Source organism: Streptomyces sp. NPDC001108, from assembly GCF_053598535.1.
Map to the genome: position 1 here is coordinate 115,689 of NZ_JBSFKL010000014.1, position 12,585 is coordinate 128,273.

A 12,585-nucleotide genomic window follows, 5' to 3' on the forward strand; every position below is an offset into this window, starting at 1 on the left:
CCGGCCCCCTGCCCGGACCGCCGACCGGGCCTCCGGCCGGTCCGGGCCGCCGGAGCGCCCGGACCACCGGCCGGGGTTCAGAGCTCCGTCGCCGCCCGGCGGGTCAGGCCGTACTTCGCCGCGATCGAGTTCCAGAGCTTCGACGCCTCCTGCTTCGCCTTGCTCGCCTCGCCGCTCTGCGCGTTGGCCTGCTGCGTCTCGGAGGTCGTACGGGCCTTGCCGTGCTTGCACACCTTCCGGCCGTGCTTGGCCTGCTCGGCCCAGGCCGCGTAGTGGTCGTCGGCGGAGGCGGACGCCTGCCACGCCCGGGTGAGGGCGCCGGTCAGCCGCTCGTTCTCGGGCAACTGGTCGACGGTGAGGCCGCCGAGCCGGGTCACCAGGTCGCGGCGCTGCTTCGCGGCGTCCTTCAGGGCCGTCACGGCCTGGTCCAGGTCGGTGCAGTTCTTGGTCTTCTCGACGGCGCCGATGACCGCGGCCCGGCTGTTGTTGCTGTCCGCCAGCAGCTTGTCCAGCTCCTCGGCCTGCGGTTTCGCCGGGTCGGCGGGGGCCTCCTGGCTGGGCTTCTCGGCGGGCCGGCTCGCCGAGGCGATCGGCTGCTTGTCGTCCTTGGCCTTGTCGTCGCCGTTGCCGCTGAGCAGCGCGCCCGCGCCGAGACCGACGACGGCGCAGCCGGCCACGACCGCCGCGATCAGCGTGACGTGCGGACGCTTACGGCGCGCGGGCGGCTCCTCGTCCCCCGGCCGGTACGCGGACGGGGGCGGGGGCGGAGGCTGGTGGGCCGGCGGGGCGCCCTGGTACGCGGGGGCGTGATTGAGCTGGGGCATCTGCTGGGTGGCGCCGGCCGGCTCGTCGCTGCGGAACAGGTTGTCGAACTCGGCGGGCGGCTGCCGGTCGCCCGGGGCGCCGGGGCGGACGTCGTACGGGGCCCCGGTGGGCACCGGCGCGATGTACTGGGTGGCGTCCGCGTCCCCGCCCTGGCCCTGACCGGGCTGCTGGTACGCCTGCTGCGGGGGCTGTGCCCCGGTGCGGCCGAGGAACGCGGTCGACTCGGCGGGGTTCTCCGGCGGCAGCCCACCGGGCACCGGTGCGATGTACTGCGTGGCGTCCGCGTCCCCGCCCGCACCGGCCGCGGGGGCCGCGCCGGGCACGGCCTCGGGCGGCAACGGCTGCGCGAACGACTGCGGGGGCTGCTGCGGGGGAAGGGCCTGCGGGGGCTGATGGGCCTGCTGCGGCGGCTGCTGCTGGGAGTGCGGGGGCTGCTGGGCCGGCGGGTATCCGTACCCCTGCCCCGGCTGCGCGTAGGCCTGGCCGTGCCCCTGGCTCTGGCCGTACCGACCCGGGTCGTACGCACCCTGGCCGTACTGGTCCTGGCCGTACGGTGCCTGCCCGCCGTACTGCCCCTGCCCCTGGCCCTGCCCCGGCTGCTGGGGCGGAGGCTGGTGCGCGGCCTGTGGCCCCCAGGAACCGCCCCACGGTTGTCCGCCCGCCGGAGCGGCCTGATCCGCGGGCCCTGATATCCAGGGCTCGCTGCCGCCCGCGGGCAGCACGACACCTTCGTGCGCGGGCCGTTCAGCAGGGAACTGCTGCTCGCCGCCGTGTCCGCCGCTCTGCGTCACCGGGACTCCTACGTGTAAACCTACGGAATCGTCGGCTCACGCTATCGGGTGGTCGGCGCGGTCCGCCAAGCGTGTGTGGTCGCTCACCACCCCTTCACAGGCGGTGCGACGCTCCGCGCCCGTGCGGCGCGGTGAATCGGGACGGTCGGACACCCCCCGGCCGCCCTCCGGGCAGGCCGTGTCCGACCCCGGCACGTCCTACGCCGCCTGGAGCTCCAGGCGGGCGCCGAACTCCCGGACCGCGGACTCGTCCCCGTACGGCAGCAACCGCTGCTGGAGATCGTCGAGATACTCCGCGCCCCGGCTGGAGCGCACCGAGCCCAGCAGCTCCATCGCCTGCGTACCGGTGTGGCACGCCTGTTCCACCTCGCGCATCTGGACCTGGGCCGTGGCCAGCAGCACCAGCCCGATTCCCCGGCGGCGGGCCCGGGACTCCGGGAGAGCGGCCAGGGCCTCCTTGGCCCTGCGGGCGGCCGCCTCCGCCTGGCCCAGGTCGCGGTGGCAGTGAGCCAGTTCGTCCGCGAGATAGGCGTGGTCGAAGTGGGCGATCCAGTCGGGGTCGTCGCCCGTCTCCGGCTCGGCCTTCTCCAGGCACGCCAGCGCGTGGCCGGTGACCTCCTGGCAGGTGCGGGCGTCGCCGAGCAGCGCGTGGCCGCGCGCCTCCGCCGCGTAGAACATCGCCTCCGCCCGCGGTGTGACGTGTCCGCGCGCGCCCTCCTGCGCGGCGCGGGCGAGTTGGGCGATCTCCCGGGGGTTGCCGAGCTGGGCGGCGAGGTGGCTCATCGAGGCGGCCAGCACGTAACCGCCGTACGCCCGGTCGTCCGCGGCCTGTGCGAGCCGCAGCGCCTGGATGTAGTAGCGCTGGGCGAGCCCCGGCTGGCCGGTGTCCACCGCCATGTACCCGCCCAGTTCGGTGAGTCGGGCGACGGCCGCGAACAACTGGCGGCCGACCGATTCCCGGTAGGCCCCGGAGAGCAGCCCGGACACCACGCTGTTGAGGTAGTGCACCAGGACCGGCCGTACGTGCCCGCTGCCGAAGCGGTGGTCGAGGTCGACCAGCGCGGCCGTCATCGACCGCACCGCCGCCACGTCCGACATCCCGACCCGGGCCCCGGCGGACCGGGCCACCTGCGGGTCCGCGCCGGTGATCAGCCAGTCGCGGCTGGGCTCGACGAGCGCGGAGGAGGCGACCGCCGAACCGGACAGGAAGTCCCGCCGGCCCACGTCGCTCCGCCACAGCTCGCAGACCTGCTCGATCGCGCCGATCACGGTCGGGGCGAACTGGAGGCCGACGCCGGACGCCAGGTTCTTTCCGTTGGCCATGCCGATCTCGTCGATCGTGACCGTACGGCCGAGCTTGCGGCCGAGTGCTTCCGCGATGATCCCCGGTGCCCTCCCACGTGGTTGCTGTCCCCGCAGCCAACGGGCCACGGACGTCTTGTCGTACCGGAGGTCGAGCCCGCGCTCCGCACCGACCATGTTGACCCGACGGGCCAGTCCGGCGTTGGAGCATCCGGCTTCCTGAATGAGTGCCTGGAGCCGTTCGTTCGGCTGGCGGGCTACGAGAGGCCTGGCTGCCATGTTTCCCCCTGAGGCCGCAGTGATGATTGAGCCGATCACTGCCCGGCGAATACGCGGAAAATGCACGGAATCATCGTGTTCATCACGGGCGTCGTCTTTGGTGCCATTCCTGTCGGCATATGACAGAGGCCGACCGTTCCGGATCCGCCCGACGGCCGCCCGCCGGTTTGCCCGTAAGTGCTTACCCACTCGTCCCCGCCCTGCCTACTGCGCGCCCCCGCCCATGCACCCATGCGCCCCGGATGCGGAATCGAGCGCCGTGAGCGCACCTTTCACCCCCGTAACCCCGGTCATTGGCCGTAGTTGTGCTCAGCGTGGAAGAGCGCATCCGGACCGAAGAGTCCGTCGTCGTCACGGGAGTGGCGGCGGAAGCAGCGGAAGTGACGGAAGCAGGCGTCAGGGAAGCCGCGAAGGTCCCCCGGCAGAGGGAGGGGCATCTGCTCGACGCGGCGGTGCGGTACGCGGAGGAACGGCACTGGGACGTGTGCCCGGGGACGTGGCTGGAGGCGGTGGAGGGGGCCGAGCGGTGCTCCTGCGGGGACGCCGCCTGCGCGTTCCCCGGCGGCCATCCCACGGCGGCCGACTGGGCGGGCCGGGCGACCGGGAGCGGGGCCGCGGCCCGCCGGATGTGGAGCCGGCAGCCGAAGGCGTCGATCCTGCTGCCCACCGGGCACGCCTTCGACACGATCGACGTCCCCGAGTCCGCGGGCTTCATGGCGCTGGCCCGGATGGAGCGCATGGGCCTGCCGCTCGGCCCGGTCACCCACAGTCCCGACCGGCGGATCCACTTCTTCGTCCTGCCCGGCGCCGCCGCCAAGGTGACGGGCCTGGTACGGAAGTTGGGCTGGCAGGCCGAGGCCATCGACCTGACCGCCCGCGGCGACGGCACGTACGTCATGGCCCCGCCGACCCGGATCGGCGGCTACGGGACGGTCCAGTGGGTCCGCCGCCCGACCGCCGCCAACCGCTGGCTGCCGGACGCGGAGGAGCTGCTGAGTCCGCTCGCGTACGCCTGTGCCCGGGAGGCCGCCGACGCACGCGACCGCCCCCGGTAGAACGGCCTTTCGTAGGGTGGTCCCGTAAACGGGGTAAACGGGGCCACAAGAAAGGCAGCAGGACATGACGGACCGGGAACGGCCCGAACAGACGGGGACCGGCAGCACGACGGCGAACGGCACGGGCGGACCGACCACTCCGCCTCCCGCCGTCCGCGTACAGGGCCTGTGGAAGCGGTTCGGGGAACAGACCGCGGTGGCGGGGATCGACCTGGAGCTGCCCGCGGGCCGGTTCATCGGCCTGGTCGGACCCAACGGCGCCGGCAAGACCACCACGTTGTCGATGGTCACCGGGCTCCTCCGGCCCGACCAGGGGCGCGTCGAGGTCGCCGGGCACGACGTATGGAGCGACCCGGTCGAGGTCAAGCGCCGGATCGGCGTGCTCCCCGAGGGGCTGCGCCTCTTCGAGCGGCTCTCCGGGCGGGAACTCCTCGCGTACAACGGCCGGTTGCGCGGGCTGCCGGGCGCCGAGGTGGACAAGCGGGCCACCCAGCTCCTGGACGTGCTCGGTCTGGCGGGCGCCCAGCACAAACTGGTGGTCGACTACTCGACCGGCATGCGGAAGAAGATCGGGCTCGCGGCCGCGCTGCTCCACAACCCCGAAGTGCTCTTCCTCGACGAGCCGTTCGAGGGCGTCGACCCGGTCTCGGCGCAGACCATCCGCGAGGTCCTGGAGCGCTACACCCGCTCCGGCGCGACCGTCGTCTTCTCCAGCCATGTGATGGAGCTCGTCGAGTCCCTCTGCGACTGGGTGGCCGTCATGGCCGCCGGGACGATCCGCGCCCAGGGCACCCTGGAGCAGGTCCGCGGCGGGGCGCCCTCGCTGCAGAACGCCTTCCTCGAACTCGTCGGGGCCGGTACCCGCGCCACCGGCGAGTCCCTGGACTGGCTGGGCGGCCGGCGATGAGCGCCCTCGACACCCCGGCGGGAACCGCCCCCGCTCCCGGTCGGGCGACCGCGCCGGCGGCCGGCGGCGAGGGGCTCGTCGGCGTCTTCGTCGGGCTGAAGCTGGCCCTGCTCCGCAACGGGCTGCGGCAGTCGGTCAAGCGGCGGGCCGCGTACATCGCCTCCGTCGTCTTCGCCCTGCTGTTCGCCGTCGGCCAGCTCATCGGGCTGGTCGCGCTGCGCGGCAACGCCCATGTCGCCGCCGTCACCGTCCTGCTGACGGGCGTGCTGGCGGTCGGCTGGGCCGTGATGCCGCTCTTCTTCCCGAGCGGTGACGAGACCCTGGACCCGAGCCGGCTGGTGATGCTGCCGCTGCGCCCGCGCCCGCTGGTCGCGGCGCTGCTGACCGCCTCGCTGGTCGGGATCGGCCCGCTGTTCACGCTCTGCCTGACGGCCGGTTCGGTGGCGGCGGTGGCGTACGGGGCGGCCGGGGCCGCCTTCGCGGTGGTCTGCGCGCCGCTCGCGCTGCTGCTGTGCGTGGCGCTGGCCCGTACGGTGGCCACGGCCAACACCCGGCTGCTCACCTCCCGCAAGGGCCGCGACCTGGCGGTGCTCAGCGGGCTGGTGATCGCGGTGGGCTTCCAGGTGGTCAACTTCGGTGCGCAGCGGCTCAGCGAGGCGGGCGGGCTGTCCACGCTCGACCCGGTCGCGGACGTGGTGCGCTGGCTGCCGCCCGCCTCCGCGATCGGGGCGGTGGACTCGGCGTCGCGCGGCGCGTACGGGCAGGCCGCCGGGCAGCTGCTGCTGTCGGTGGCGGCGCTGCTGGCGCTGTTGTGGCTGTGGCAGCGGAGTCTGGTGAAGCTGATGACGGCGCCGGACGGGTCGACCCTGGCCGCCGCCGGTGCGGCCCGCGAGAAGACCGGTAAGGACGGCTCCCGGCTCTCCGGGCTGCTGCCCGCGGGGCGCACGGGCCCGGTGATGGAGCGGGGTCTGCGGTACATCGTCCGCGATCCGAAGACCAAGTCCGCCTGGGTCACGGCGCTGGCGGTCGGGCTGCTCGTACCGCTGTTCAACGCGCTCCAGGGCAACGGCTCGGTCTACTTCGCCACTTTCGCCGCCGGGATGATCGGCGTCCAGATGTACAACCAGTTCGGCCAGGACACCTCCGCGTTCTGGATGGTGTCGCTGACGATCTCCTCCCCCCGGGACGCCTATCTGGAGCTGCGGGCGCGGGCGCTGACGCTGCTGCTGGTCACCCTGCCCTACACGGTCGTGGTGACGGTGGTCACGGCGGCGGTGCTCGGTGACTGGGGGACGCTGCCCTCGGCGCTGGGGCTGTCGATCGGCATCCTCGGCGGGATGCTGGCGACGGGCGCGGTGACGTCGGCGCTCTTCCCGTACTCGATCCCGCAGGACGGGGCGTTCAAGAACGTGGCACCGGGGCAGGCCGGCCTCGCCTGGATCTCCATGTTCGGCGGGATGTTCTCGGCGGGGCTGCTCTGCCTGCCCCTGGTCGGGGTGACGATCTGGCTGCACGTCGCGGACCACCAGCCGTGGCTGTGGACGCTGCTGCCCGGCGGGATCGTGTACGGGGCGCTGGTCGTCTGGGCGGGGCTGCGGATCGCGGCGCCGCGCACGGCGGACCGGCTCCCGGAGATCCTGGCGGCGGTCAGCAAGGGCTGACCGCCGGGCCGGGCCGGGTCGCGCCGGAGCGGTTACGTCGGAACGGCCTCGCGGTCGCCGGGGGTCTCCTCGGCGAACTGCTCCAGGAAGGGCTCGACCGCCGCGCGCCAGCCCTCGGGCTGGTCGTAGTGGACGAGATGGCCGGCGTCGGCCACCTCCGCGTACTGCCCCCGCGGCAGTACGCGGACCATCTCCTGGGCCTCGGCCCGGCCCAGCTCGCCGTCGAGGCCGCGCAGCACCAGGGTCGGGCAGTCGACCTGCGCCAGCTCCTCCCAGTGCGCGTCGAACACCCAGGTGGCGCGGGACTGGAGCATCTGGCGGCGGGAGAAGACCGGGCGCCAGCCGTCGGCCCGCTCGGCCATCACCTCGGCGAAGTACTCGCCCCGGGCCGGGTTGGGCCGCTCCACCCAGGGATCGTCCTCGCCGAACCACTTCCGTACGTCGGAGAGCGTCGCGAACGGCACCGGCCAGGTCCGGAACCAGTCGTCCCACTCGCGCTGCGAGGCCGCGCCCAGCGCGGAGGCCCGCATGTCGCAGACGACCAGGGCCCGCACGAGGTCGGGCCGCTTCGCGGCGAGCTGCCAGGCGATCAGCGCCCCCATCGCATGCCCGACGAGGGTGACGGGGGCGAGGTCGAGCTGTTCGATCGCGGCCTCGGCGTCGGCGACGTACACCTCGCGGGTGTAGGGGCCGTCGGCGGGCTTGTCGCTGCGGCCGTGGCCGCGCTGGTCGAGCGCGACGGCCCGGTGCCGCTCGGCGAGCCAGCGGGCGGTCGGGGCCCAGTGCGCGGCCCGGCCCATCAGGCCGTGGAGCAGGAGGACGCCGGGGGCGCGGTCGCCCTCCGCGCGCCCCTTGGGCGGCTCGGCGAACTCCCAGGCCGCGAGGCGCACGCCCCCGGTCCCGGTCACGTCGGTGCGTCGCACCATATGTCCTGGCACCCCCTTCTGGTCCTCGATCACCGTTCGACCACCGGGCCGCACCACGCTCCCGGCCACACCGCACGCGCCGTACACACCGCGCAGAGTATCGAACTCACGTTCGAAAATAGGGTTCTGCCACGCAACACCGCTCGTTCGAGTGACGGCTTCGAGGGATTGATGCCGGTGGCGGAGGGGAGATCTTCAGCGGGAGGCGGGCCACTCGGGGATGAGGGCCCGCTGGGAACGACCTAGAGAGCTCGGGGCTCCAGGTCGAAGCAGGGGAGGGCAGGCCCCGGCGCCGCACGGCGCCGGGGCCCTTCGCTGTACGGGAGGCCGCTCGCGGCGGCACGCTGCGGCCGCGCGCGCCGTTCGCGCGCCGGACCTGCCGGACACGCGCGTGCGACTGCGACGGGTGCATGCGCCTGTGCCCCCTCCCGACCGCGCGGCCCAGCGGCCGACACCCCCAGGTATGCCTCAGCGACAGCCTGGCACGCAATCCGTCGGAGCGCTGCGGTTCGGGACAGAGAAAAAGAAAAGGGGACAGTAAGGGCACCCTCGGTTACGCCGGGGACAGTCCCTCCCGCCCGGGGACCGGAGCGGGAACGGGCCCCGGGGACCGGAGCGGGAGCGGCCCCGGGAACCGGAGCGGGGATCAGCTCGCGCCGACGGGGATCAGCGCTTGCCCACGAAGACGTGCGAGGCGATGTCGGGCCCCAGCTCGGCGGCCTCACCACTGCTGCCGACCAGCACCCCGCCGGCCGACTCCGTCACGCTGACCACCGAACCGGGCTGCACGCCCGCCCGCCGCAGCGTGTACATCAGCTGGGCGTCCGTCTGGATCGGCTCCCCGATCCGGCGCACGACCACCGTCTTGCCGTCCGCGCCCGGGTCCAGCTCCGACAGGCTCACCATGCCCTCGTCGAGGAACGGGTCGGCCTCGGCCTTCTCGCCCAGCTCCTCCAGGCCCGGGATCGGATTCCCGTACGGCGACTCCGTCGGGTGGCGCAGCAGCTCCAGCACCCGCCGCTCCACGGCCTCGCTCATCACGTGCTCCCAGCGGCACGCCTCGGCGTGGACCTGCTCCCACTCCAGGCCGATCACGTCGACGAGCAGGCACTCCGCGAGCCGGTGCTTGCGCATCACGCGCGTCGCGAGGCGGCGCCCCTCGTCCGTCAGCTCCAGATGCCGGTCGCCCGCGACCTGCACCAGCCCGTCGCGCTCCATGCGCGCCACCGTCTGGCTGACCGTCGGGCCGCTCTGGTCGAGCCGCTCCGCGATCCGGGCGCGCATGGGGACCACGCCTTCCTCCTCAAGTTCGAGGATGGTGCGGAGATACATCTCCGTTGTGTCGATCAGTCCGGACATTCGTGCCCCTCGGTGCTGTGACAGGAAGAAGTCGTGTGCTGGCCCTGCCACCAATTCTGACGCATACCACCGACAACCGTGCCTCCCCTGCCGAACGCCGTGCGCTGGAGCCGCCCGGGCGGTATTGACAGGTCACTGGTCCAGACCGCAACGTGATCGGCGGCACGGACACCCCGAACGTCTCCTCCCCCTCCCCACCGCCGGAAAGGGCTCCTCGATGAGCGACAGCAAGCTGGCCGGTCAGTTCTTCGACGCAGCGATCGGCCTGCTGGAACGGGTACGCGACGAGGAGTCCGGCAACATCGCCGCCGCCGGTGCCGCGATCGCCGACACCGTCGCCGCGGGCGGCCGGCTCTTCGCCTTCGGCGCCGGGCACTCCTCGCTCGCCGCCCAGGACGTCGTCTACCGGGCGGGCGGCCTCGCCCTGATGAACCTGCTGGCCGTACCGGGAACGGTCGGGGTCGACGTGATGCCCGCGACGCTCGGCTCCGCGCTGGAACGGGTCGACGGGCTGGCCGGTGCCGTGCTGGACTCCAGCCCCGCCCGGGCCGGCGACGTCCTCGTCATCATCTCGCTCTCCGGGCGCAACGCCCTGCCGATCGAGATGGCGGTGAACGCCCGGGCGCTCGGCCTCAAGGTCATCGGCGTGACCTCGGTGGCGTACGCCGACACCACCCGCTCCCGGCACAGCTCCGGCGGCTTCCTCCGCGACCACTGCGACATCGTGCTCGACAGCAAGATCGCCATCGGCGACGCGGAGCTGACCCTCGAAGGGATCGAGGCCCCGTTCGCCCCCGCCTCCACCGTGGTCACCAGCGCCCTGATGCAGGCCATGATGGCCGCCGCGGCCGAACAGCTGGTGGCGCGCGGTGTGGAGCCGCCGATGCTGCGCTCGGGGAACGTCGACGGCGGCCACGAGTGGAACGGCCGGGTCATGACGGAGTACCGCGACCGGATCTTCTACCGCCAGTAGCCCGCCGGGCCGTCGCGGTCAGACGCCCCGGGCCGCCAGCGCCTGCCGGAGGTCGACCGCCGCCGCCACCCGCACCGCCACGCTCTCCGCGTACACCGCGTCGGGCCGTTCGAAGGCGGTGCGGTGGGCGGAGCGCAGGAAGGTCACCACGCCCAGCGTGCGCCCCCGGCTCCGCAGCACCGCGCACAGCGCGTGCACCGCGTCCGCGGGCCACTGCCGGTCCGCCGCCCACGCCGCGGCCTCCGCCCCGCTCCCCGCGCTGGCCCGCACCGACCCCGTACGGTCCACCGCCTGGAGCGCCGGATGCCCCGGCGCGTACCGCAGCGGAACACCGCCACCGGCCACCGGCAGGCACGGCCCCGGCTCCCCGGACGGCGTCGCCGCCACCCGCACCAGCCGCTCCCCCGACACCAGGTCCACCAGCGCGTGGTCGGCGAAGCCCGCGAGCGCGAAGTCCAGGTACGACGTCGCCGCCTCCATCGGGTCCTCGCACTCGCAGGCCGCCCGCGACGCCCGGTGCAGCTGGTTCGACCGGAACCGCGTCCGGTCCGCCTCCGCCGCCGCCAGCCGCTCCGCCGTCACGTCCTGGAACACCCAGCCGACCCCCAGCGGCACCGGCTCCTCGGCCAGCGGCGACGCCAGCCGCATGAAACCGCTGCGCCAGCACCGGCGCCGCTCCCCCTCCGGCGTCCGCAGCGTCACCCACTGCTCGGCGGGCGCCGGTGGCGCGCCCTCGGCGAGCACGTGCTGCAACGCGCCCTCCAGGTCCTCGACGCCCTGCACGATCAGCTCGCCCAGCGGGCGCCCCAGCATCGTCGTACGGCCGACGCCCAGCGCGCGGGCCGCGTACGCGTTGACGACCGCCGGGCGCAGGTCCGCGTCGACGACGACCACGCCCCAGGACGCGTCCTCGAACAGGGCCTCGCTCAGCGCGATGGACCGCTCCAGGCCGATCTGCGCGTGCACCTCGGTGAACGCGCAGTACACCCCGGCCGGCCGGCCGTCCGCGCCCCGGACCCCGGCCGCCTGGGTCCGCACGAGCACCCGCCCGCCGTCCTTGCGCAGCAGCGCGAACTCGTGGACCCGGCGCCCGGCCCCGTCCATGGCCGCCATCAGCCGGGCCTGCACCTCCCCGGCGTCCGCCCGCCGCACCGCCCACCCGGCGAAACCGGCCCGCCCCACGGCCTCCTCGGCGGACCAGCCCAGGATGCGGACGGCCTCACGGTTCCAGTGGGTGATGGTGCCCTTCGCGTCGAACGCGCAGAACGCGGCGTCCATCCCGTCGAGCAGGGCCGCCAGCAGTTCGGCCCCGGGCCCCGGCTGCTCGTCGGGCCCGAGCGCCTCGGTCGTTCCACTGCTCGTGGACGCGTTCACCCCGTACCCCCCGCAGGACGCATTCGGTATTTCCGCACGTCAGACCATTGAACTCGAAGGCGACCCGGCCCACACCGACTTCCCGGAAATCGGCTGCCGCCGCGCGCCGGATTTAATTCCCTTGTGCGGTGCGGGGGCGGTTCCTAGGCTGGGACCAGCGAAGAAAGGAGGTGTTCCAGAAGTGATTTCTTCTCGGACTCGTGAGGTGGCTGCGGGCTGACGCCCGTCGTCGCGCTCTTTGCAGTGCAGGCCGGTCCGTCGGCCAATCCCAAGCAGTCACCGACCCGCAGGCTCGCCGGTAAGTCCGGCCGGCCCCTCCGTGAGGAGGGACCAGAGCCTGCGGGTTTCTGCGTGTGCGGCCCTCTCCGGCACCGCGGTCACGGACAGAGGCGCTCGACGCGCCACTGCTCGCCCTCGCGCACGTACCGCAGCCGGTCGTGCAGGCGGTTCTCGTGGCCCTGCCAGAACTCGATGGTGTCGGGGACGACGCGGAAACCGCCCCAGTGCGGGGGCGCGGGGACCTGCTCGCCCTCCGGGTAGCGGGCCGCCAGCTCCTCGTAGCGGGCGAGCAGCTCCTCCCGGGAGCCGATCACCGTCGACTGGGCGCTGGCCCACGCACCGAGCTGGGAGCCGTGCGGGCGGCTGCGGAAGTAGGCGACGGTCTCGTCCCGGCCGGTCCGGTCGGCACGGCCGGTGACGACGACCTGGCGGGCCATCGGGTGCCAGGGGAAGAGCAGCGAGACGTAGGGGTTGGCGGTCAGCTCGCGGCCCTTGCGGGACTCGTAGTTGGTGAAGAAGACGAAGCCGCGCTGGTCGTACTTCTTCAGCAGCACGGTGCGGGAGGACGGGCGGCCGTCCGGGGTGGCGGTGGAGACCACCATGGCGTTGGGCTCGTGGAGCAGACCGCCGACGGCGACCTGCCGGAACCAGTGGGCGAACTGCCGCATCGGGTCGTCGGCCAGCGTGTCCTCGGTGAAGGCCTCGGAACGGTACTGCTCGCGCATCGCGGCCGGATCGGTGGTGGAATCGGAGGAGGAGTCTGAGGAGGAGGAGTCTGCGGTGGGCACGGGGTCATCCTGCCGCAGTGGTCCGCGCGGCCCGGCAAGGAGGGTGCCACGCGCACCTTTCGCGCA

General features: G+C 73.6%; 10 protein-coding genes. 4 read left to right on the forward strand and 6 right to left on the reverse strand.

Annotated elements, in window-relative coordinates:
- Positions 1-77: 77 nt before the first annotated feature.
- Together ACWC97_RS27015 and ACWC97_RS27020 are read right to left on the reverse strand one after the other, a co-directional pair.
- Positions 78-1,616 (reverse strand): hypothetical protein, encoded by a 1,539-nt coding sequence (locus ACWC97_RS27015; protein ID WP_450652048.1) that lies wholly within the window; start codon positions 1,614-1,616, stop codon positions 78-80.
- A gap of 198 nt (positions 1,617-1,814) precedes the next feature.
- Positions 1,815-3,197, reverse strand: coding sequence for a transcriptional regulator (locus tag ACWC97_RS27020; RefSeq protein WP_352275900.1), 1,383 nt, complete (start codon positions 3,195-3,197; stop codon positions 1,815-1,817).
- A gap of 380 nt (positions 3,198-3,577) precedes the next feature.
- Between ACWC97_RS27020 and ACWC97_RS27025 the strand changes: the two genes are divergently transcribed.
- The 3 genes from ACWC97_RS27025 to ACWC97_RS27035 all read left to right on the forward strand — a co-directional run bounded on the left by ACWC97_RS27025 (position 3,578) and on the right by ACWC97_RS27035 (position 6,820).
- Positions 3,578-4,252, forward strand: a complete 675-nt coding sequence (locus tag ACWC97_RS27025; RefSeq protein ID WP_450652050.1) for a bifunctional DNA primase/polymerase — start codon at positions 3,578-3,580, stop codon at positions 4,250-4,252.
- A 64-nt stretch (positions 4,253-4,316) separates the two neighbouring features.
- Positions 4,317-5,159 (forward strand): ABC transporter ATP-binding protein, encoded by an 843-nt coding sequence (locus ACWC97_RS27030; protein WP_352275898.1) that lies wholly within the window; start codon positions 4,317-4,319, stop codon positions 5,157-5,159.
- The gene (locus ACWC97_RS27035; protein WP_450652052.1) at positions 5,156-6,820 is read left to right on the forward strand and encodes a transporter; all 1,665 of its coding nucleotides are present in this window, start codon (positions 5,156-5,158) and stop codon (positions 6,818-6,820) included. The genes ACWC97_RS27030 and ACWC97_RS27035 overlap by 4 nt, the downstream gene beginning before the upstream one ends.
- A 32-nt stretch (positions 6,821-6,852) precedes the next feature.
- Here ACWC97_RS27035 and ACWC97_RS27040 read toward each other — a convergent pair whose 3' ends face one another.
- Positions 6,853-7,746, reverse strand: a complete 894-nt coding sequence (locus tag ACWC97_RS27040; RefSeq protein WP_352275896.1) for an alpha/beta fold hydrolase — start codon at positions 7,744-7,746, stop codon at positions 6,853-6,855.
- A gap of 666 nt (positions 7,747-8,412) precedes the next feature.
- Positions 8,413-9,105 carry a metal-dependent transcriptional regulator gene (locus ACWC97_RS27045; RefSeq protein WP_352275894.1) on the reverse strand — a complete coding sequence of 231 codons (693 nt, stop codon included), beginning with the start codon at positions 9,103-9,105 and terminating at the stop codon, positions 8,413-8,415.
- Between the two features lie 217 nt (positions 9,106-9,322).
- Between ACWC97_RS27045 and ACWC97_RS27050 the strand changes: the two genes are divergently transcribed.
- On the forward strand, positions 9,323-10,078 hold the full coding sequence (locus ACWC97_RS27050; RefSeq protein WP_352275893.1) for an SIS domain-containing protein: 756 nt from the start codon (positions 9,323-9,325) through the stop codon (positions 10,076-10,078).
- A gap of 18 nt (positions 10,079-10,096) precedes the next feature.
- Here the strand turns inward: ACWC97_RS27050 and ACWC97_RS27055 are convergent, their stop codons facing one another.
- Both ACWC97_RS27055 and pdxH read right to left on the reverse strand, forming a co-directional pair.
- Positions 10,097-11,452: a PAS domain-containing protein gene (locus ACWC97_RS27055; RefSeq protein ID WP_450652055.1), complete on the reverse strand. Its 1,356-nt coding sequence runs from the start codon at positions 11,450-11,452 to the stop codon at positions 10,097-10,099.
- Between the two features lie 377 nt (positions 11,453-11,829).
- Complete coding sequence (gene pdxH / locus ACWC97_RS27060) at positions 11,830-12,456, reverse strand: pyridoxamine 5'-phosphate oxidase (RefSeq protein ID WP_385208642.1); 627 nt, start codon at positions 12,454-12,456, stop codon at positions 11,830-11,832.
- Positions 12,457-12,585: the final 129 nt, after the last annotated feature.

Coding starts and splice junctions, on each gene's coding strand:
- ACWC97_RS27020 (WP_352275900.1), bottom strand. CDS start 3,197: ATGGCAGCCAGGCCTCTCGTAGCCCGCCAGCCGAACGAACGGCTCCAG.
- ACWC97_RS27030 (WP_352275898.1), top strand. CDS start 4,317: ATGACGGACCGGGAACGGCCCGAACAGACGGGGACCGGCAGCACGACG.
- ACWC97_RS27035 (WP_450652052.1), top strand. CDS start 5,156: ATGAGCGCCCTCGACACCCCGGCGGGAACCGCCCCCGCTCCCGGTCGG.
- ACWC97_RS27040 (WP_352275896.1), bottom strand. CDS start 7,746: ATGGTGCGACGCACCGACGTGACCGGGACCGGGGGCGTGCGCCTCGCG.
- ACWC97_RS27045 (WP_352275894.1), bottom strand. CDS start 9,105: ATGTCCGGACTGATCGACACAACGGAGATGTATCTCCGCACCATCCTC.
- ACWC97_RS27050 (WP_352275893.1), top strand. CDS start 9,323: ATGAGCGACAGCAAGCTGGCCGGTCAGTTCTTCGACGCAGCGATCGGC.
- pdxH (WP_385208642.1), bottom strand. CDS start 12,456: ATGCGCGAGCAGTACCGTTCCGAGGCCTTCACCGAGGACACGCTGGCC.